Genomic DNA, 21,152 nt, shown 5'->3' with positions numbered 1-21,152 from the left:
AAAACACAAACGAAAAAAAGAAACCAGACCAGCTGATTTCTCCTTAAAATAGATGCTTAATGAAAAGACAAATTGAGATTGCAGATAAAATAGATGGAGTTGGATCAATAAATACAAGATAAAGTCCTGCCTCTTTTCAACCTATTAAATGAACCTCTATTTGGAATCATGGTACACCATTTTTGTAGGGTATTATTTCGTACCAAACAAACGGTCACCTGCATCACCAAGTCCTGGTACAATATAGCCTTTTTCATTGAGTTTTTCATCCAAGGCTGCTGTATAAATATCAATATCTGGGTGCGCTTCTTGAAGAGCTTTCACCCCTTCTGGCGCAGAAACTAGGGCTACAAACTTGATATTTGATGCGCCACGCTTCTTCAATGAATCAACTGCAAGGATGGCAGAACCACCTGTTGCCAACATCGGATCAACGACAAAAATATGACGTTGATCAATATCCTCAGGCAATTTTACAAGGTACTCAACCGGTTGAAGGGTTTCTTCATCGCGATACATACCGATATGGCCGACTTTAGCTGCTGGTACCAAGCTAAGCAAACCATCAACCATGCCGACACCCGCACGCAAGATTGGAACAATAGCCAACTTTTTACCTGCAATTTGTTTTTGAACAGTTTTTGTGATCGGTGTTTCAATTTCCACATCTTCAAGTGGCAAGTCACGCAACACTTCGTACCCCATTAGCATTGCGATTTCATTAACCAACTCACGAAAGTCCTTAGTTGAAGTTACTGATCGACGAAGGATAGATAACTTGTGTTGGATGAGTGGGTGTGAGATGACTTGGAATTTCCCCATGATGATAAAACCTCTCTTTTTTGTTTTTTCTATTTTACCAAAAATTCCTGAAAAATGCTCGCGAATATGGTAGATTCCATCATTTTTTAAAAACAATAGCTTCAAAAGGTCGTAATTGCAACCCTGCGCTAGACTCCTCATTTTCATAATTGCCCATAAAGATAAAGTAATCTTCTACAGACACATCACAAACTTGGAGTTCACTGGTAAAGTTTGCTAGGATTATAAAATCATCTGCTTCATCATACTTACGGTACCCCATCACTCCATTATTTCCAGTTTCTATTATTTTGTACTTTCCTTCGGACATACATGGATACTGCTTGCGAAGAGAGATGAGCTTTTGATAAGTATAAAAAAGAGAATTTTTATCAGCCAGAGCCTTAGTAACATTGATTTCCTCAGTTGTATCGCTAAGAGCCAACCAAGCTTTGCCAGTTGTAAAGCCGGCTCCTTCTTCTGAAGTCCACTGCATAGGCCTACGTGCATTATCCCGTCCTTTAACATTGATAGACTGTAGTAGCTCTTCTTTAGTATAGCCTAACTCTATCCTCTCTGCATACATCCTACGTGTTTCTATATCATCTGCTTGAGAAATATCCTGAATTGGTGTGTTTATCATACCGATCTCTTCACCTTGATAAATGTATGGTGTTCCCGACATGAAATGAAGATAGATAGCTAACATCTTTCCACTCAACTCACGAAACTCTGGACTATCGTTACCAAAACGAGAAATGGCGCGTGGTAGGTCATGGTTATTCCAGAAAAGGGAATTCCACCCCTTGCCAATCAATTCTGTTTGCCACTTTGAAAGAACACGATGCAATCGAACAGGATCTAGGGGAGCCAAATCCCATTTTTCCTTTCCTTCTTGCTGATCAAGGCAGACATGTTCAAACTGGAAAATCATGGAAAATTCATTTCTATCTGGATGCGAGTAAAGCTGAGCACTAGCAGGATTGGCACTCCATGTTTCACCGACTGTTACAAGATCATGAGCTCCGAATGTTTTTTGATTCAATTCTTGGATAAGAGGATGAAGGGTCGGTCCGTCTGCTGTGATTAGCTTATCTGGCTCTTTCCCTATCAAATCAATCACATCTAGTCGAAAGCCTCCTACTCCTTTAGCAATCCAGAAGTTAATCATGTCCCAGATTTCTTGCTTGAGATTAGGATTTGTCCAATTTAAGTCTGGCTGCTTGACAGAAAATTGGTGTAAGTAATACTTATTCAAGTGAGGTACATATTCCCATGCTGAGCCTGAAAATGTTGAACGAAGCTGATTTGGCTCATCTGCCCATACATAGTAGTCGTAATAAGGGTTCTCCGGTCCTTTGAGAGCCTCTTGAAACCAGAAATGTTCATCCGAAGTATGATTGAGTACCAAGTCCATCACAATCTTTATGTTGCGCTTATGCCCTTCCGCAATCAACTCTTCCATATCTTCCGTGGTACCAAATTCAGGTGAGATAGCCTGATAATCGCTAATGTCATAGCCATTATCATCCATGGGAGATTGATAAACTGGACTAAGCCAGATAGCATCAATTCCTAACTCACTCAGATAATCGAGACGATCCACTATACCTCTAATATCTCCAATACCATCTCCATTGGAGTCCTGAAAACTACGTGGGTATATTTGATAGATAACGGATTTTTTCCACCAATCTGTTTTTACTTGTTCTGACATAATTCGTGTCCTTTCTACACAATGTGTACTTACGCAAGAAAAAGAGGAACCTCCTCTTTCCATTATGTTTATATTATAACTCAATAGTTGTGATTTTTCTCTCTTCTACTTCAGCAATTTCAAAGGTTCTACCTTTTAAATTATAAAAAGCAAACAACTGTAACTTTCTGTTTATCAGAATTTTAAGTATGTTTGCTTTTTTATACAAATCAAAATGAACTGTTGTAATAGTGTTTTCAAAATAAATATTTATCTTGAGATTCTTGTTATAATATTTATATTAGATGACTTTGTTTGATTCCTATATCGTAGCTCATCATCTGAAAGTCCATCCATTTGGACACCCTGCCCAAAAACTTTCCCAATTCGTTCACAGGCAGTTTTAATCGTTTCAAATGGGGCAGCTACGTTGAGACGAACATGATACCTTCCTTCCTTACCGAAACTGAGTCCATCGTTTAAAATCAATTTAGCCTGATTTTGTAAGAGGTCAATTAGCTCAGAATGATCTAAATCGTAGGCTGAAAAATCCAACCATACTAAGTAGGTACCTTGCGGCTTCATCATTTGAATCTTGGTGTGGCGCCTCAAGTATTCTTCGACAAAATCAATATTGGTTTCAAGAACTATTTTCAACTCTTTTAACCAATCGTCTCCATATCGAAAGGCCGTCTCCGTAGCCAAGAGGCCGATAGTTGGAATTTCATGCTGATTGTTGGCTAGTTGTCGTTTGTAGAAAGCTTTGCGAATGACCGGATTTTCAATAATAGCAAAACTGTTCTTTGTTCCAGCAATGTTAAAGGTCTTAGTGGCAGACGATAGAATGATAGAAAAATCCTTAAAAGCTTCATTAACTGTATTAAACGAACGGTGTCGATGATCATATAAGATTAAATCTTGATGAATTTCATCTGAGACAAGTAGAACACCATACCTGTGACACAATTGCCCAATGGCTAGAACTTCTTCTTTCGTCCAAACCCGACCACCTGGATTATGGGGATTACAAAAAATATAAAGTTTAACATTATTTTCTACAATGTCGCGCTCCAATTTTTCCAAATCAATTACAAATCTCCCCTGTTCAAGCTTGAGCGAATTTGTCACTAAATGACGATTATTTAACCTAACCGTACGGGCGAATGGTGGATAAACTGGAGTGTTAATCAGAACAGCCTCTCCCTCCTTGGTCAGTGCTTGAATAGCAATCGACAGAGCAGGAACGACTCCCCCGACAAGAAGAATAGACTCTCTAGTAACCTTATAGCCATGCTGCTTATTCTCCCAATCAATAATTGACTGATATAGGCTATCACTAGCATAAGAATATCCAAAAATGTGCTGATCTGCGTAGTCACGGATAATCTGACGAATTTCTGGTAAAGGCTCAAAGTCCATATCGGCTACCCACAAGGGCAAGAGTTCCGAATCTCCTTCCGTCTTTTTCCACTTTTCAGCATGATGATTGAGGCGATTGGGTCTACGAGTAAAATCATATCTATTCATCTTCTCCCTCCAAGGCGACTCTCAGATCAGCAATCAAATCATTAACATCCTCGATACCAATAGACAGACGAAGTAGGTCATCTGTCAAGCCGTAAGAATGCCTGGTTGCTACTGGAATATCTACGTGGGTCTGAGTAGCAGGATAGGTAATAAGACTTTCCACTCCTCCCAAACTTTCTGCGAAAGTGAAAACTTGTAGATTATTCAATATATGGGGAATCTTGCTTTCATCAACCACTTTGAACGAAATCATTCCTCCTTTACCGGTGTAATAAACTTGTTTCACTGCTGAGTTGGTTTCTAGATAGGCAGCAATTTTCTGAGCATTCTGAGTTGCTCTTTCCATGCGAAGAGATAGGGTTTTCAAACCACGCATCAATAGATAAGCATCCAGTGGTGACAAGGTCGGACCTGTTGTATTTTGATCATAGAAGAGTCTGTCATAAAGGATCTGATCATTTGTCATAAGCACCCCAGCCAGAACATCATTATGCCCCGATAGGTACTTGGTTGCAGAATGAAGAACAACATCTGCTCCCAGAATCAGTGGATTTTGGTAAATAGGACTGTAAAAGGTGTTATCAACTATCACCTTGGCACCCTTGGTATGGGCGATAGCCGAAATCTTTGCAATATCAAATTCTACCATGAGTGGATTGGTTGGTGTCTCCAGGAAAACATAATCCGTCTGATTAGTGATAGCAGCAAGTAGTTCTTCTTCGTCATTGACATAGGTAAACTGAAATCTCCCTAGACTTTCTTGCTCACTGAACCAGCGAAAACTACCTCCATAAAGATCACGGGCTGCAATAATGTGACTTCCCACCGGAAAACCATTAAATAGTAACACTAAAGCAGCCATACCAGAGCTAGTCACTATAGCATAGTCAGCCTTTTCAATAGCTGCTAATGTTTTTTCTAGACTAGTTCTGGTCGGATTCTTGGTTCGGGTATAGTCGAACCCCGTAGACCGACCAAACTCAGGATGCTGGTAGGTGGTAGATAGATGGATTGGAGAAACAAGTGCTCCTGTTTTCTCATCATTGTTAATGCCTGCATGGGCTAAAATCGTATCCAAATTATAATCTATCATAACAAATCCCCCTTTGCTTTGTTTCTAGTCTAGCATGAAAATGCTCATTTTTTGATGAAAATATCTTAAATGACTTATAGAAAATTATCCTTCTCCGTTATAGTTATTTCCTATACCTAACTGAGACAAACTACATATACTTGCTTTACTTGCTATCAGCGATTCTGTATAATAATTTCAGGAGGTGAACCCTATGAAATTCTCATTTAATAGACGCTTTTACCGCTATTCTCATTTTTATCAATTTCTTTTTTGGAGTCTTTTTCTCCTTCCCATATCAAGTGCATTTTCTGACAAAAAATATCTATGGTTTGATATCTTGATTATCCCCATCCTACTTACCCATGCCTACCGAGCCTTCTTTTATAAAGATGAAAAAGAGCTATCCAAGTATGGTTTTATCTTCCATATAGGGCTTATTTTGCTGGTAAGCTATTTACGCCTTTTAAGATGAGCAGTCTGGATCCCATGTGATAGTGTCTCACTGACTTGGAAAATGAAGATTCCTATGTTTAGAGAAAGTAATAAGAAATGTTATCGAAGTTTGAGTTTTTATGAAACGATTCTTTTTCTATTGACTAATCTCAGTCTGTATTTAAGAAAAGGTATATCCATCTGGACTATCCTATTCATCTGTCCTCTCCCCTTTACCATCTATCAAGCTTTCTAAAGTAAGAGGTCAAATATCAAAGAAAATTGAAAAATTTGGCTCTGTGTCGTTCTGTTAAATTTAGGAATTTGGATAGAATTTCTCACCTATGTATTCTGATAGAAGGTTTTAGAAAAATTCACTCTCACTATCCAGAGTTCTATCTCCCATCTTTCTTAACTCCATACCAGCTTCTCTCATCACATTGGACAGACAGATAGTGTACAAGATGGTATAATAGTATCATGCAAACAATAAAGTTATATGAAGGAGAGCGAATTGACCAGCTCTTCTCTACAGATGTACAAATTATTCAAAATCGTGAGGTTTTTAGCTACTCGGTTGATAGTGTTCTTTTGTCTCGCTTTCCCAAAATGCCCGTACAAAGAGGTATTGTTGTTGACCTTTGTAGTGGAAATGGTGCAGTTGGACTCTTCGCATCAACGCGTACAAAGGCACAGATTATCCAAGTAGAGTTGCAAAAACGTTTAGCAGACATGAACCGTCGGTCTATCCTGCTCAATCATTTGGAAAAACAGGTATCAGTCATCAATGATGATTTGGCCAATCTCACCCATCACATTCCACGTTCTAAGGTGGATTTAATCCTCTGCAATCCTCCTTATTTCAAAGTAGACGAAACTTCAAATCTCAATGACAGCGAACATTACCTACTAGCTAGGCACGAGATTGCAACCAATTTAGATAGTATCTGTCACGTTGCTCAGCAAGTACTCAAATCTAATGGTCGCCTGGCCATGGTTCACAGACCAGATCGATTTTTAGATATTTTAGACACACTGAGAAAATACAAACTAGCGCCCAAACGTGTTCAATTTGTCTATCCTAAGGCTAGCAAAGAGGCTAACATGCTCCTGATTGAGGCCATCAAGGATGGAGCAGTTGATGGTTTCCGAATCCTGCCACCTCTGGTTGTCCACGAGGAAAATGGCGACTACACTCCTGCCATTCATGAGATTTACTATGGAAAATAAAGCCTATTTTTATGTTTTAGAGTGCTCTGATGGAAGTCTTTATACAGGCTATACGACTAACGTGGAAAAGCGGATTGCGACACATAATCGCGGTAAAGGAGCCAAGTACACTCGCGGACGTTTACCCGTGACCTTGCTCTATCAAGAAGCTTTTAACAGTAAGCAGGAAGCCATGTCTGCCGAAGCTCTCTTTAAAAAACGCAGTCGTCAAAGTAAATTAGATTATATCGCAGAAATGATAAAACAACCTCGTTCCACTTGAATGACCTCCAAAAACTAGATACAAAATCTAACACTTGGAGGTTGTTCATCTGGAGCAAGGTTGATTTTTTAAAATAGTTTTAAAATGTTATCAATCTCAGCCAGCGCCTCGTCAAAGATTGCCTGAGCTTGATCTGGATTGGCAGATTGTCCCTCAATAAAGACTTGATACAGATCCTTAAAACCGAGGAATTCAAAAATGGACTTGATGTACTGGGCAGCAGGATCCTGACCTGCATAGACACCGCCATTGGACTGGATATGTAAGAGTTTTTTATCCTTCACTAAGCCAATCGCACCTTCTGGTCCATACTTGAAGGTCAAACCAGCCACATTGATTGTATTGATCCAGGATACCAACTGACTAGGAACATTGAGATTCCAGAGAGGATTGGCAATAACAATCTTATCTGCTTTTAAAAACTGCTGAGTAAATGCATTGTAGTGTTCTAAGCATCTTTCCTGTTCTGAGCTGATTTCCATCCCTTTTTTAGTGGCTGTCATGGCTTCCAACAAGGATTTATCCAAAACAGGTATCTTGTCTTCAAAGACATCCACTATTTCTATTTCATCCTCAGGATGCAAATTGGCATAACGTACTTGAAACTCCTCCATAGCCCGCAAAGCATAGGACTTTTGACTGTCAAGAGGATGAGCTTTTACAACCAATAGAGTTGCCATGTCTTTTCTCCTCACTAATAATTGATAAAAGTATTATATCCTATCTGTTTTGAATTTCAACTCATCTGCTCAAAGTAAAAAACGGAACCAATCTCCCAGATGGAAGAAAAAGTTTATTTTGAACAAGATTTTCAATTTTTTTATTTTTGTCCCAAAAGAGAAACTCTCAGAAATATTGATTTATCAACATTTATAAAAAATTCAGTGATGGCTGAGAGACTGTTCTGAAACCTTCAAGTACTTTTCTACATTTAACACCTACTTTTTAAAGTAAGTGTAGGCGACACAATCCAAATCTCCCACCTCTGTAAAACCAAGTGCTTCATAGAAAGACTTGGTCTTTTCCTCATTACCGGTCAAGAGATGAAGTTGGTAAACATCTGGAAAATGGGACAGTGTCTGCTTCAAGAGTGTTCGACCAATCCCTTGGCGCTGGTAGGTTGGTGCTACTAGAATATCTTGGATAAAAATAATGGAATATCCATCACCAACAGCTCGCAATAAGCCAGCTAAACGATCGCCATCAAAGGCAACTAAGAGAAAAAGACTTTTTTCCAAGGCTTGTTTTAACATTTCTGGACAAGATGTATAATTTGTCCAGCCAACAGAGGCGTACAGTTCTAAGATAGCTTGAAAATCAAGCTGAGGATTTTGTTTATAAGTAATCATGATGTTCTCCTTTGTGTTCAAATTTTAGAATACAAAGACTTTTTCCATTGTCAAAATACCCATGGTGTTACCTCCTTGTTCCACTAATCATAGTATAACAAACTAAACTTCCATCACAAAACATTTTGGAAATAACGATAAAAGTAAAAACAAGCAAGGCAAGTACAGAAATCTATAACATCATTGTAATCCAACATTCTTTTTTTAGTAAATAATCGTATGGAAGCTACCTGATTATCCGATAAATACTTGGTGTTTATCACCATCTTCGTTCAAGCCCTATATCAGAAGAGAGTGAAACAACTGATACATTTTCTATGCTCTGAAAGACATCGTATCAAATACCCGTCATATCTAGCAATTTTTCAGTATTTCCAAATCCTTTACAAAAAATCAGACCACTACTTGTGATCTGATTGAATAATGTAATAAAATGCTTTATCTTTCGCCCTTATTGCGAATCACAAAGCCTGTTTTCTTCTCGCTTGAAGTACGCTGGTGTGGTTTCTTATTATCTTGCCGACGATTATCGCGTCTAAACTTATCATCACGACGGTTGCGGTCACCACGGTGTCCACCACGATCTCCATCACGGCGACCACGATCACGTCCGCTACGTCCCCCTTTACCCTTGACTTGCCCTGGGGCAAATTTAAATGGTAATGGCTTTTCACGCGCAATTTCTACTTCTGGCAAGCTTTCTGGATCTTGAACAGTCAGGGACAGGATATAAAGCGCCAATTCTTCTGGAGTAAATTCTGCTGCTAACTGAATTGCATCTTTCTTGAACTTATCAAAGTTACTACGAATGGTCTCATCAGCCATCTCACGTTCAATCTTCTTGAGAGCAACCTTTTTCTTGGCTTCAAAGGCTTCCTGTGCAGTTGCTGGTTTGAGCCCTTTCATGCGTTTCTTTGTCAAATTTTCGATAATGGCTAGGTAGCCCATCTCATTTGGTGAGACAAAGGTAATTGACTGACCTGATTGACCTGCACGACCTGTACGACCGATACGATGCACATAACTTTCTGGATCTTGCGGAATGTCGTAGTTGTAGACATGGGTCACTCCTGAAATATCTAGACCACGTGCTGCAACATCTGTTGCAACGAGCACATCCAAATTATCATTTTTAAAGTCACGAAGAACACGGAGACGTTTGCCTTGATCTAAATCTCCATGGATTCCTTCTGCACGGAAACCACGCAATTTCAGCCCACGTGTCAACTCATCTACACGACGCTTTGTACGACCAAAAACGATGGATAATTCTGGTTGTTCAACATCCATCAGACGGGTCATCGTATCAAATTTTTCATGTTCTTTAACACGAATATAGTACTGATCTACCAACTCTGTCGTTAGTTCCTTAGCCGCAATCTTAACATGCTCAGGTTCTTTCATGAACTTAACACCGATACGTTTGATTGGTTCTGGCATAGTTGCTGAGAACAACAAAGTCTGACGAGTGACTGGTACCCGCTCAATAATAGCCTCAATATCATCTAGGAAGCCCATATTGAGCATTTCATCTGCTTCATCAAGGATAAGCGTCTCAACGCCTTCTAATCTCAAGGCCTTGCGTTTGATGAGATCCAACAAACGACCTGGTGTACCGACAACAATATGAGCGCCTGAACGAAGAGCCTTGATTTGTTTTTCAATGCTTGAACCACCGTAAACAGAGCGTACCTTCACTCCTTTTTCACGTCCGAATTTAAATAATTCTTCCTGACTCTGCACAGCCAACTCACGTGTTGGCGCGATGACAAGTGCCTGTATGGCTTGATTATTTGTATCAATCTTATTGAGAGTCGGTAAACCAAAAGCTGCGGTTTTACCAGTACCTGTCTGAGCTTGTCCAATAACATCCTTTCCTTCCAACGCGAGAGGAATCGTCTGTTCCTGAATAGGTGACGGCGTTTCAAAACCTGCCTTTTCAACAGCGAGTAAAATGTCTTCCGACAACTGTAATTCTGTAAATTTCAATTATAATACCAAATTCGTTAAGAAAACAAAATGAAAAGAGAAGACCGATGCCCATTCTATAGGTGTTAGTATCTACTTTTTTCATACTATTTTTAGTGTAGATTCAAGTATAATCTCGATGAACCCAACTAAAATACTTAACGCATTTCCTTTCTTTTACAAGGCAGTACGAAGCTACCTTATCTAACTTTTTTTGTAACAAGATTGTCAGGGTCGAACCACTGACAGTAAATTTGCAACTCCTTTAGTATAACACAAACTGGAAATTAAGATAGGTATTTATCTTAATAAGGTTAAATAATACGTTTTCATTAAAATATCCATGTTTTCAATGTAAAATCCAAAAGACTTCATCTTCAAAGAGATTCTAATCCTCTAGTATGAAGACCTTCTCTTTTATAACATATCCGCTTGCTTCAATTTTTGCAAAAACCACTCCAAACTCTTGCTGATGATAACCACCATCACCACAGTCCAAAAGGTTTTTACAAGGCCTATTCTAAAGAAAAGTGGTGTCACAACAAGAAGATCAAATAAAAGAATAACCGTAGAAATCTTCCAATTGAAATATTTATTGCAGAGTAGGGCAATAATATCGCTACCTGCTGTTGAACCATTCCCATAAATGACTAGAGCCATAGATAGCCCTGTCACCAGTCCCGCTAGACAAGCAGAAGGAACCAACGGTAGCCATTGTGCTTGCAGAAACGTTGTATAATGCATGGTCAAGGACATGACCGCTACCGCTAAGAAGGTATAGAAAACCGTCAGCTTGCTCAAAAAACGATAAGCTAAAATAATCAAAATACCATTCAAAACAAAACTGGATAAGCTTGTCTCTATCCCTGCCATATAATACAACAATAGAGTAACTCCAGTAATGCCACCTTCTCCAAATTCATGAGGAATAATGAGCATATTTAATACGAGAGCATATAGAACCGCTCCAAAACAAATCAATAAACAATCTCTCAATTTTATCTCTGACATATATTCTCCTCAACAGATAATCCACCTTAGTATATCAAAAAAGTAGAAAGCAGCTAACTACTTTCTACTTCTTCCTATCTTCCCAAAACTGCTGCCGCTAGAGCCTTCTGAATAGCAATAACACTTTTATCACTCTTAAATTGAAGGACTTCAGCAGGTTCTGTAGCAGATGAAATCCAGATTTTTAGTTCAGCATCCAAATCAAAATAGCCTGAAGTTTCAATCGTAAAACGAGAAATGGAAGGATAAGGAATCGATTTATAGGATACTTTTTTACCAGATAAACCTTGTTTGTCAACCAGAATCAAGCGATAGGCTGTAAAAACGATTAGGTCTCTTACCAAACTGAACGCCATATCCACCTGTTCTTCATCCAATAGAATATGCTCCAGTTCACGCTCAATCTTATCATTTTCGACCTGAGAGGCATTACCCAGTAAACCCGAGAATAAACCCATATATGCACTCCTTCTTCGTTTTCTAATAGTATAGCATAAAAGTGGACTCACTTATCCGAAAATGTCTGAATTTTTCTCAAGATTTAAATGATTATGATCACTCAACCTTACTCCGCAGCTTTTTCAACAACTTTATCTTTTGGATGATTATTTTCGATACTTCCGCCTTCGACAGCTGGGAAGTGTTCTGCAATAGCGACTGGTATATTTTTCTCGTTAAACTTCAATTCTTCTTTAGGAATATGGTTCTCACTGACATCAATTGTTTTTAGAGTGGTATTTGGCTTCTCAATAGCTAGAGTTTCAATCTCATTTTTGGAAGCATTTATGTTCTCTAAAGCTTTATAGTCATTGATTCCTTCCAAATTCTTCAATTTATTACCAGAAACATTCAGATGCGCAACAGATTCTTGCTTGTCATCTATTTTCAGAGAGTCTATTTGGTTATTTTCAACATCTAGGTTTACTAACTTCTTAGCTCCTTCAACTCCCTTTAGATTGGAAATCTTATTGTCTTTCAGGGTTACATTGGTTAGATTTGGATTATTTTTCAAGAACTGAACATCCTTGACATTGCTCTCATTGGCTGTCAGTTCTTCCAGATTTTCAGTCTTCAAGGTTGAAAGATTTAAATCAGGGTTCTTGGACAAATACAAACGAGTCAAGTTCTTCTTGTTCTGAAGCGCTGATAGGTCTGAAAGTCGGTTATTGTCAAGACTGATAGCTGTTAAATAAGACAAATCTGACAGCGGAGATAAATCTGAAACCTCGTTATGATCCAAGTTTAAGGATTCTAATGTTTTTAATGTTGCTAGTGTACTGATATCTTTAATGCCATTTCCTGCCGCCGATACAACTTTCAAATGAGGATAGTCTTTCAAGAAACTCAAATCAGAGATTTCATTTTGCGATATATCAATCCCTTCCAAAGTTGGAATTTGTTTCAAGAACGAATAATCTTTGATGCCTGTACCAGTCATCCACAATTGTTTCAATTTCTTAAACTGAAGGACTGGTGTTACATCATTAACCGGTGTAAAACCAATTCCCAAGACTTCAATATTTGGCATCAAATGTAAACCAGGTCTCTTGAGAGGGTCTTTTCGCTGGCCAATATTGAGGTGTTTAACCGTCTTGAGCCATTCTTTCATTTTTTCAGGATCTGTCTCATCTGCTGGGAAAGGTGTGTCAGCCGTAGCGTGTAGAATATCCTCAATCACCTCATCATCAAATCCCAACTGTTTGAGAGTAGCCTTACCAACTTTTTGGTGAGCATGAGGATCTCCATGAGGATCTTCGATTGGCTTACCGATTTCTACCTTTTCAACTAAAATTGTATGAGAATGATCTCCATGCGGATAGACAAAAGCTGGTCCTGCATCTGTTTGAATCACCTTGATAGCTTCTGGCGACACGTGCAAGCTCTCTGCCAAATAGGCTTTTTTAGCTGCTAGTGCTTCGTCTTCAGAAGGTACTTCTGGCTTCTTATCTTCTTGCGGTTTTTTTGATTCATCTTGACCAGAAGAATGAGCCAGATACTCTGCTCTAGCTTTCTCTAAATAAGCTGCTGGGATATAAGATTCCCAAGGACTAGCGATTAGATGAGCATACGGAATGAGGTGGGTGTGGGTACCATGACCAACGATAAGTCCTAATTCTGATGTCCCTTGTACATGATTACCATCAAAGAGGAAACCATCACTTGTCGGATAGTCAACACCTGGGAAACGCTTCTTGTTAGTAGGAGTAGTTGAACTTCCACCTGCTTCCTCATCAAATCTAGGCTCTACAATATTCGGTCTATAGATAGGAGAGGCCTGTGGGATATTTATAAGTGGGCTGGTCTCTGCATGCCCTGTCCGTGCCTGTTGATTCCCCCTCTGCAAACTAGATTTCCAGATATAGTGATAGTGATCACCATGTCGTACCGTATACCCATTCGCATCCTCAGCCACAATATCCTTCGGATCAAAAACATAGCCATCATCCAAAGAATGAACAATATTTACTTTTTTCTCGCTTGATTGTGAAGCAGGTTGACTCTTATCTACATTATCCTTAGGAACTAGGTATGCCCATTTACTTTCTTTCAAATCTTTGTAAAAGATAAAGTGAGAATGTCCATTGTGTTCTAAGACCAAACCATCAGAGGTTCTGGAGAGAATTTGTTTCTCATTTTCAAATAAGAAACCATCATCTGTCGGAAAATGAACACCTGCAACGCCTTTTTCTTGCTGCTTAGCAGGTTTCTTTTGGTTTTTCGTGATTTTCTTAGCTTCCGTAAGTGAGATAACGTTCGCATCTTTCTTATTGGGATAGTAGAAGTAATTGTCTTTTATTTTGACTATATACCCATTTTCCAACTGGTATTGGACATCTTTTTTATCAAACTTGTAGCTGGATGGAGCTAGAGTGTCCTTTAGAAAATATGCTGTGTAAGGAATAGCTCCCTCTACAAAATAAGATTCCTCACCATGTAAACGCATATAGCCAGTAGCTTTAATCTCAGAGACAACGACCATTTTTTCGTCAACTACACTACTTTGCATCTCCTGCTGAGGACTTGCTGGTTTCTGCTCCTTCTGACATGCTGCCAAACAAAGGTGGCAAGATAAGATAATACCTGTTAGAGCAAACAGAGTTGTTTTCTTTTGCATCAATTTCTCCTTTTTATTAACTAGTTAACATTTAACTAGTATATCGTTTATTTAACTTTTTGGCAAGGAAAAATATAAAAATTTCTTACGCATCCAAATAACAACTTTATATTTGTCTTTCTTTTTGCTTAAAAAATAAGTTAAATCAATAAAAAATATAGAAGAGGCTCTCATTTTAAAGATTAAAAACCCTAAAAAGTAAGTCCACACAGTGTCAACCGATTGTTCTTAACTTCCTGTAGTTTAAGTGGTAAAATTTTATCGTAAATGCTAAAAAAAAAAAGTAATGACCTAGAAAAAAATAGAGAGATATTTTTTTCTCATCAAACTAGGACATTTAAGCATTCAATATTATGTAGAATGGAGTTTCTGATATGAAAAAAATTAGAAATTATTTCCTATTACTGTTTACTCCAGTAGTCTTGCTTGTAGGATTACTAACACCATGGCAAGTTGTTCATTCGGTTGGCGGGAATGAACTAAGCAAGGTTATTACAGACATTTCATTATGGGATGTTGATAACGGAGAAACCCTACAACCAAATGGTGCAGGCATCCATACTTTGGTTAGGGATAATAGGTATCGGTTTGAAACCACTTTTGATTTATCTCAGTATGATGGAAAGCTGAAGGACGGAGATTATTTTACATTTACTATCCCAGCTCCAGTTACAGTTGAAAATACTAGTTTCGACTTAAGAGATAAGGAAACAAACGTAGATGTAGGGACAGCTGTTGTTACATCAAATGGAGAAAGTCAAGGAGGGACGGTTACCGTTACTCTAAAAAACTTAGAAAATTATCTTACCAAAAAGGGAGGAAGTCAAATTCAAGGTGTAAAAGGAACTTTTTATACCGAATTCAAGGTAACTAAAGCCTCTGAAAGTGAAACACTGACTTACCAAAAGGCAGAAACTACAAAAGAAATAACGCATAGTATCTCTATAAAAGAACGAAGCTCATCAAATTACACCGAAGGTATCAAAAAAGAGAACTTTGTGAAATTCCGTGGCGTTATGACAAAAGAGTCTTGGAGTTCTGAGATTCTAAATAAAAGTGGAGAATACATTCATAACTGGAGTTTACGAATAAATACGAACCAATCTACTTATGATTCCATTAGTCTTAAAGATGTTATTCCAGATGATTCCGCTCCTATGCAGTACATTCCTGAGAAGTTAAAGGTCTATGCAGGCTATTTTAATTCGAATCTTAACCTAACAGATCAACAGGAGTTGAAAGTAGGGGAAGATTACGTTATAGAATATAATAGTGCTTATACTACCTTTGAGTTAAAACTACTAAACACTTCCGCTCGCTTAGCATCTAATGGCAAGCCATCAGCCTACAATGTTTATTACTCTACCACTTCTCCTGCAAACGGAACAAATGTTATTAATGAATTATCAATGATTGGTGGAGAAAAAGTTTTAACCACTAGTACAGAAAGAACAACGACCGTAAATCGTGTGACACGTTCCACAAAAATTACAACAGGTGGTACTATTCAGCTAGAAACAGGCTATCGTATCACACTATATAAACAAGATGCTGAAACAGGTAATTTGCTTAATGGAGCAGAATTCGAAATCACATCACCAAGTGGAGAAAAAGAGATTGTCACAATTGGAGAAGATGGCGTTGGTCAATCGAAAGTGTACTCAGCCACGGAAGCTGCTAAGGGTAAGTTTAAAATTGTGGAGATTAAAGCACCTAGAGGATATGTTTTAGACCCTACTCCAATTGAAGTGGTTTTGGGCGAAAGCGGTATCATTCGTACCATCAAAAATACTAGGGAAAAACTATCTATTCCTGTTGCAAAAAAATGGGTAGACAACAACGACCAAGACGGTAAACGACCACAATCTATCACCGTAAACCTCTTGGCTGATGGTAAGGTCATCAAGAGCCAACAAGTCACTGCTGAAAACGACTGGAAGTATACCTTCACCGACCTACCGAAGTACGCTAACGGAAAAGAAATCGTCTATACTGTGACAGAAAACGCTGTTGAAGGCTACACCACAACCTACGATAAGTACAATATCACCAATAGTTACACACCTGGTCAAACTAGCCTCACAGTAACCAAGGCTTGGGATGACAAGGACAATCAAGACGGTAAACGGCCTGAAGCTATCCAAGTTCAACTCTATGCTAACGACCAGAAATCTGGCGAGGTCGTGACACTAACAGCAGCCAACAAATGGACACACACTTGGACAGGACTTGCTAAGAAGGCAAACAAAAAAGACATCGTCTACACCGTCAAAGAAGTCTCAAAAGTAGAGGGATACACCACTACTGTAGGAACTGTTGAAAATGGAAATGTCACCATTACCAATACCTATAAACCAAGTACAACCTCTATCAAGGTAAACAAGGTCTGGAAAGATAAGGACAACCAAGATGGTCTGCGCCCAACTTCCATTACCGTCAACCTCTTGGCGGATGGTGAAGTTGTTAAGACGGAAACGATCACACCAAATGCTGATGGCGATTGGAGCCACACCTTCACAGACTTGCCTGAATACAAAAATGGCAAGAAAATCACTTACACCGTTTCAGAAGAAAAGGTAGAGGGATACGAAACAACGGTAGAAGGAACTACCATCACCAACACCCATACTCCAGAAACAACAGAAGTTGCAGGTACCAAGACTTGGAACGATAACAACGACCAAGATGGTAAACGTCCAAAATCCATTACCGTAAACCTCTTGGCAGACGGTCAACCGGTCGCAAGCAAAATCGTCACCGCAGACGACAACTGGGCTTACAAGTTCTCAAACCTACCTGCTAAGAAAAATGGAGCTGCCATTACCTACACGATTAGTGAAAAAGCAGTCGCAGATTACACTACAACCTATGATGGCTACAATATCACTAACAGCTACACACCGGGAGAAACAAGTGTCACTGCCACAAAAGTTTGGGAAGACAACAACAACCAAGACGGACTGCGCAGGGAAATCAAACTAGAACTCTACGCAGACGGTGTTGCCACTGGACAGGTTCAAACCCTTTCTGAAGAGAACAACTGGAAAGCAACCTGGACAGGGCTTGCCAAGAAAGCAAACAAAAAGGACATCGTCTACACCATCAAAGAAGTCTCTGCTATTGATGGCTATACTTCAAAAGTAACTCAAACATCAACCAATAACTTTACCATCACCAACACCCATACTCCAGAAACAACGCAAGTTGCAGGTGCTAAGACCTGGAATGACAACAATGACCAAGACGGTAAACGTCCGAAATCTATCACCGTCAACCTCTTGGCTAACGGTGAGGTCGTTCAAAGTCAGAAAGTCTCTGCCGATACGAATTGGACCTATACCTTTACTAACCTACCGAAATACGCTAACGGGAAGGAAATCGTCTACACTGTTTCAGAAGAAAAAGTAGACGGGTATGAGATGAAGGTGGAAGGAACCAACATCACCAATACCCATACTCCAGAAACAACGCAAGTTGCAGGTGCTAAGACCTGGAATGACAACAATGACCAAGACGGTAAACGTCCGAAATCTATTACCGTAAACCTCTTGGCGGATGGTAAGGTCATCAAGAGCCAACAAGTCACTGCTGAAAACGACTGGAAGTATACCTTCACCGACCTACCGAAGTACGCTAACGGGAAGGAAATCGTCTACACTGTTTCAGAAGAAAAAGTAGACGGGTATGAGATGAAGGTGGATGGCTACAATATCACAAACAGTTACACACCAAGTACAACCTCTGTCAAGGTAAACAAGGTGTGGAAAGATAAGGACAACCAAGATGGTCTACGCCCAACTTCTATTATCGTCAACCTTCTGGCAGATGGTCAGGTAGTTTCTACAACAACCATCAAACCAGATGCCAACGGTGATTGGAACTACACATTCACAGACTTGCCTGAATACAAAAATGGCAAGAAAATTACCTACACTGTGGAAGAGGCGAACACACCAAACGGGTATACCTCATCTGTAGAAGGAACCACCATCACTAACACCCACACTCCAGAAACAACGGAAGTTTCAGGTGCTAAGACCTGGAATGACAACAACGACCAAGACGGTAAACGTCCGAAATCTATTACCGTAAACCTCTTGGCTAACGGTGAAGTCGTTCAAAGTCAGAAAGTCTCTGCCGATACGAATTGGACTTATACCTTTACTAACCTACCGAAGTACGCTAACGGGAAGGAAATCGTCTACACTGTAACTGAGAATGCCGTTGATAACTATACAACAACCATTGATGGTCACAACATTACCAACAGTTACACACCTGGTCAGACGAGTCTCACTGTTACCAAGGTCTGGAAGGATAACAATAATCAAGACGGTAAACGTCCTGAAGCTATCCAAGTTCAACTCTATGCCAACGGTGAAAAGTTGGGCGAACCTGTAACCCTGACTGCTGATAACAAGTGGACGCATACTTGGACAGGACTTGACAAGAAAGCAAACCAGAAAGATATTGTCTATACGGTCAAAGAGGTTTCAGTGGTTGATGGATACACAGCATCTGTAGGAAAAGTTGAAAACGGAAATGTCACCATTACCAACACCTACAAGCCAACCACTCCTCCTAAGAAGAAAAAATCGACTCCACTGCCATCAACAGGAAGTCTCAGCGGACTAGGACTGACGTTTGTCGGACTAGCACTTGCCGCGACTATCAGTGCTCAAGCGATTTACCGAAAGAGGAAATAGGCATAACAACTTTCATAAACAAAACAACTTGAGAGAATAATACTCTCTTGAGATAGACAAAAGCCCTTAGATTTACTCTAATGGGCTTTTGTGGTATTTGCATTTTACCTTTTATTACTCCGTTAACTCACCCTGCTTGAAGTTGAAATATCGGTACAAAAAGATTTTCAGTGTTTAAAAGTCCCCTATTATCATCTTGATTAGCTCATTAAATGAACTAAAAAGTGAACATATTGGCATGTTTATCAAACAAATCCCAGTATGTTCACTTTTTATATTTAAGGTTGACACTCTACGACTTTCCATATCTCCAACTAGTAAAAAGTCTCAGATATTTACTACATCTTCTCTTCCAACGCAACATCGGGGTACTTGTCCGCAAACCAACGAAGGGCAAAATCATTTTCAAAGAGGAAAACTGGTTGATCAAACCGATCACGCGCAAGGATATTGCGACTTGAGGACATCCGTTCATCCAAATCTTCAGGTCTAATCCAACGAACCGTCTTTTTCCCCATCGGTGTCATAACAACTTCTGCGTTGTATTCCCCTTCCATACGGTGTTTGAAGACTTCAAACTGGAGTTGGCCAACAGCTCCTAGCATATACTCGCCAGTCTGGTAGTTCTTGTAGAGCTGGATAGCTCCCTCTTGGACCAATTGCTCAATCCCTTTGTGGAAGGATTTTTGCTTCATCACATTCTTAGCAGCTACCTTCATAAAGATCTCTGGAGTAAAGGTTGGTAGTGGTTCAAATTCAAACTTATTTTTACCAACAGTCAAGGTATCGCCAACCTGATAGGTACCTGTATCGTAGACACCAATAATATCACCCGCTACTGCATTTTCCACATTCTCACGTGACTCGGCCATAAATTGAGTCACATTTGACAGCTTAGCTCCCTTGCCTGTACGAGGAAGATTGACTGCCATCCCACGTTCAAATTCGCCTGATACTACACGAACAAACGCAATCCGATCACGGTGGCGAGGATCCATGTTGGCTTGAATTTTGAAAACAAAACCTGAAAAATCTTTATTGAGTGGATCAATAACATCTCCATCTGTTGTCTTATGCCCATGTGGTTCTGGAGCAAATTCCAAGAAAGTATCAAGAAAAGTCTGTACACCGAAGTTGGTCAAAGCTGATCCGAAAAATACCGGTGTCAAATCACCTGCTAAAATCGCTTTCTCTGAAAACTCATTTCCAGCCTCTAATAGCAGCTCAATATCTTCTAATACCTGTGCGTAAAAAGGGTTATTCCCAAACAGCCTATCCCCTTCCTCCAAGCTAGCAAAACGCTCTTTACTGCGATAGAGTTCTAAACGTTGATTGTGGAGATCATAGAGACCTTCAAAGGATTTTCCCATACCAATCGGCCAGTTCATTGGATAGCTAGCAATGCCCAAGACTTCTTCCAATTCTTCTAGTAATTCCAACGGCTCACGACCATCACGATCCAACTTATTTATAAAGGTAAAGACTGGAATATTGCGATGCTTAACAACCTCAAAAAGCTTTTTAGTCTGAGCCTCAATCCCCTTGGCAGAATCTACCACCATAACAGCCGCATCCACCGCCATCAAGGTCCGATAGGTATCTTCCGAAAAATCCTCATGCCCCGGAGTATCAAGGATATTGACTCGCTTACCTGCATAGTCAAATTGCATGACAGACGATGTCACCGAAATCCCACGTTGTTTCTCTATATCCATCCAGTCAGATTTGGCAAAATTCCCTGTTTTCTTACCTTTAACCGTACCTGCCTCACGAATCTCACCACCAAAATAAAGCAACTGCTCTGTAATAGTCGTCTTACCTGCATCCGGGTGGGAAATAATGGCAAAAGTGCGGCGTTTTTTAATTTCTTCTTGTAATGACATTGCTTTTCCTTATAAACTCTTCATTTTTATCTCTAGCAGAAGGAATTCCTCTTTCGCATATCTTGAAAGGAAAGAAAGAGGACCACTCCTACAACTT

General features: G+C 39.5%; 14 protein-coding genes. 3 read left to right on the top strand and 11 right to left on the bottom strand.

Annotated elements, in window-relative coordinates; all coding sequences use genetic code 11:
* Positions 1–192 precede the first annotated feature (192 nt).
* The 4 genes from upp to BZG42_RS03195 all read right to left on the bottom strand — a co-directional run bounded on the left by upp (position 193) and on the right by BZG42_RS03195 (position 5,117).
* Positions 193–822 (bottom strand): uracil phosphoribosyltransferase, encoded by a 630-nt coding sequence (gene upp, locus BZG42_RS03210; RefSeq protein ID WP_024533020.1) that lies wholly within the window; start codon positions 820–822, stop codon positions 193–195.
* 79 nt (positions 823–901) lie between these two features.
* Positions 902–2,518, bottom strand: a complete 1,617-nt coding sequence (locus BZG42_RS03205; protein ID WP_155995329.1) for an alpha-glucosidase — start codon at positions 2,516–2,518, stop codon at positions 902–904.
* Positions 2,519–2,767: 249 nt separating this feature from the next.
* Positions 2,768–4,024, bottom strand: a complete 1,257-nt coding sequence (locus BZG42_RS03200) for a MalY/PatB family protein (protein ID WP_155995328.1) — start codon at positions 4,022–4,024, stop codon at positions 2,768–2,770.
* On the bottom strand, positions 4,017–5,117 hold the full coding sequence (locus tag BZG42_RS03195; RefSeq protein ID WP_155962614.1) for a cystathionine gamma-synthase: 1,101 nt from the start codon (positions 5,115–5,117) through the stop codon (positions 4,017–4,019). Before BZG42_RS03195 ends, BZG42_RS03200 begins: the two co-directional genes overlap by 8 nt.
* An 894-nt stretch (positions 5,118–6,011) precedes the next feature.
* Between BZG42_RS03195 and BZG42_RS03190 the strand changes: the two genes are divergently transcribed.
* Together BZG42_RS03190 and BZG42_RS03185 are read left to right on the top strand one after the other, a co-directional pair.
* The gene (locus tag BZG42_RS03190) at positions 6,012–6,761 is read left to right on the top strand and encodes a tRNA1(Val) (adenine(37)-N6)-methyltransferase (RefSeq protein WP_024533015.1); all 750 of its coding nucleotides are present in this window, start codon (positions 6,012–6,014) and stop codon (positions 6,759–6,761) included.
* Complete coding sequence (locus BZG42_RS03185) at positions 6,751–7,023, top strand: GIY-YIG nuclease family protein (RefSeq protein WP_024533014.1); 273 nt, start codon at positions 6,751–6,753, stop codon at positions 7,021–7,023. The genes BZG42_RS03190 and BZG42_RS03185 overlap by 11 nt, the downstream gene beginning before the upstream one ends.
* 68 nt (positions 7,024–7,091) lie before the next feature.
* Here the strand turns inward: BZG42_RS03185 and BZG42_RS03180 are convergent, their stop codons facing one another.
* The 6 genes from BZG42_RS03180 to BZG42_RS03155 all read right to left on the bottom strand — a co-directional run bounded on the left by BZG42_RS03180 (position 7,092) and on the right by BZG42_RS03155 (position 14,466).
* On the bottom strand, positions 7,092–7,703 hold the full coding sequence (locus tag BZG42_RS03180) for an FMN-dependent NADH-azoreductase (protein WP_155969868.1): 612 nt from the start codon (positions 7,701–7,703) through the stop codon (positions 7,092–7,094).
* A gap of 258 nt (positions 7,704–7,961) precedes the next feature.
* The gene (locus BZG42_RS03175) at positions 7,962–8,372 is read right to left on the bottom strand and encodes a GNAT family N-acetyltransferase (RefSeq protein WP_155995327.1); all 411 of its coding nucleotides are present in this window, start codon (positions 8,370–8,372) and stop codon (positions 7,962–7,964) included.
* 438 nt (positions 8,373–8,810) lie between these two features.
* Positions 8,811–10,361 carry a DEAD/DEAH box helicase gene (locus tag BZG42_RS03170; protein WP_155995326.1) on the bottom strand — a complete coding sequence of 517 codons (1,551 nt, stop codon included), beginning with the start codon at positions 10,359–10,361 and terminating at the stop codon, positions 8,811–8,813.
* Between the two features lie 396 nt (positions 10,362–10,757).
* Positions 10,758–11,351, bottom strand: a complete 594-nt coding sequence (locus tag BZG42_RS03165) for a YitT family protein (RefSeq protein WP_155965894.1) — start codon at positions 11,349–11,351, stop codon at positions 10,758–10,760.
* 74 nt (positions 11,352–11,425) lie between these two features.
* On the bottom strand, positions 11,426–11,809 hold the full coding sequence (locus BZG42_RS03160) for a PH domain-containing protein (RefSeq protein WP_155995325.1): 384 nt from the start codon (positions 11,807–11,809) through the stop codon (positions 11,426–11,428).
* A gap of 107 nt (positions 11,810–11,916) precedes the next feature.
* The gene (locus BZG42_RS03155) at positions 11,917–14,466 is read right to left on the bottom strand and encodes a pneumococcal-type histidine triad protein (protein WP_120171467.1); all 2,550 of its coding nucleotides are present in this window, start codon (positions 14,464–14,466) and stop codon (positions 11,917–11,919) included.
* Between the two features lie 374 nt (positions 14,467–14,840).
* On the opposite strand from BZG42_RS03155, the gene BZG42_RS03150 reads away from it, so the two are divergent.
* Positions 14,841–19,172, top strand: a complete 4,332-nt coding sequence (locus BZG42_RS03150; protein ID WP_159780088.1) for a Cna B-type domain-containing protein — start codon at positions 14,841–14,843, stop codon at positions 19,170–19,172.
* Between the two features lie 338 nt (positions 19,173–19,510).
* Here BZG42_RS03150 and BZG42_RS03145 read toward each other — a convergent pair whose 3' ends face one another.
* Positions 19,511–21,055, bottom strand: coding sequence for a peptide chain release factor 3 (locus BZG42_RS03145; RefSeq protein WP_120171465.1), 1,545 nt, complete (start codon positions 21,053–21,055; stop codon positions 19,511–19,513).
* Between the last annotated feature and the right edge of the window lie 97 nt (positions 21,056–21,152).

This window comes from Streptococcus sp. DAT741 (genome assembly GCF_009866825.1).
Taxonomy (GTDB): domain Bacteria; phylum Bacillota; class Bacilli; order Lactobacillales; family Streptococcaceae; genus Streptococcus; species Streptococcus ruminantium.
Note: the sequence above shows the minus strand (reverse complement) of the source record. Positions and strands in the feature narration are given on the sequence as shown.

Bases quoted from the DNA above. Each gene is read 5' to 3' on its own strand.
- BZG42_RS03180 (WP_155969868.1), bottom strand. From the start codon at position 7,703: ATGGCAACTCTATTGGTTGTAAAAGCTCATCCTCTTGACAGTCAAAAG.
- BZG42_RS03175 (WP_155995327.1), bottom strand. From the start codon at position 8,372: ATGATTACTTATAAACAAAATCCTCAGCTTGATTTTCAAGCTATCTTA.
- BZG42_RS03155 (WP_120171467.1), bottom strand. From the start codon at position 14,466: ATGCAAAAGAAAACAACTCTGTTTGCTCTAACAGGTATTATCTTATCT.
- BZG42_RS03195 (WP_155962614.1), bottom strand. From the start codon at position 5,117: ATGATAGATTATAATTTGGATACGATTTTAGCCCATGCAGGCATTAAC.
- BZG42_RS03205 (WP_155995329.1), bottom strand. From the start codon at position 2,518: ATGTCAGAACAAGTAAAAACAGATTGGTGGAAAAAATCCGTTATCTAT.
- BZG42_RS03200 (WP_155995328.1), bottom strand. From the start codon at position 4,024: ATGAATAGATATGATTTTACTCGTAGACCCAATCGCCTCAATCATCAT.
- BZG42_RS03165 (WP_155965894.1), bottom strand. From the start codon at position 11,351: ATGTCAGAGATAAAATTGAGAGATTGTTTATTGATTTGTTTTGGAGCG.
- BZG42_RS03150 (WP_159780088.1), top strand. From the start codon at position 14,841: ATGAAAAAAATTAGAAATTATTTCCTATTACTGTTTACTCCAGTAGTC.
- BZG42_RS03160 (WP_155995325.1), bottom strand. From the start codon at position 11,809: ATGGGTTTATTCTCGGGTTTACTGGGTAATGCCTCTCAGGTCGAAAAT.
- upp (WP_024533020.1), bottom strand. From the start codon at position 822: ATGGGGAAATTCCAAGTCATCTCACACCCACTCATCCAACACAAGTTA.
- BZG42_RS03145 (WP_120171465.1), bottom strand. From the start codon at position 21,055: ATGTCATTACAAGAAGAAATTAAAAAACGCCGCACTTTTGCCATTATT.
- BZG42_RS03185 (WP_024533014.1), top strand. From the start codon at position 6,751: ATGGAAAATAAAGCCTATTTTTATGTTTTAGAGTGCTCTGATGGAAGT.
- BZG42_RS03190 (WP_024533015.1), top strand. From the start codon at position 6,012: ATGCAAACAATAAAGTTATATGAAGGAGAGCGAATTGACCAGCTCTTC.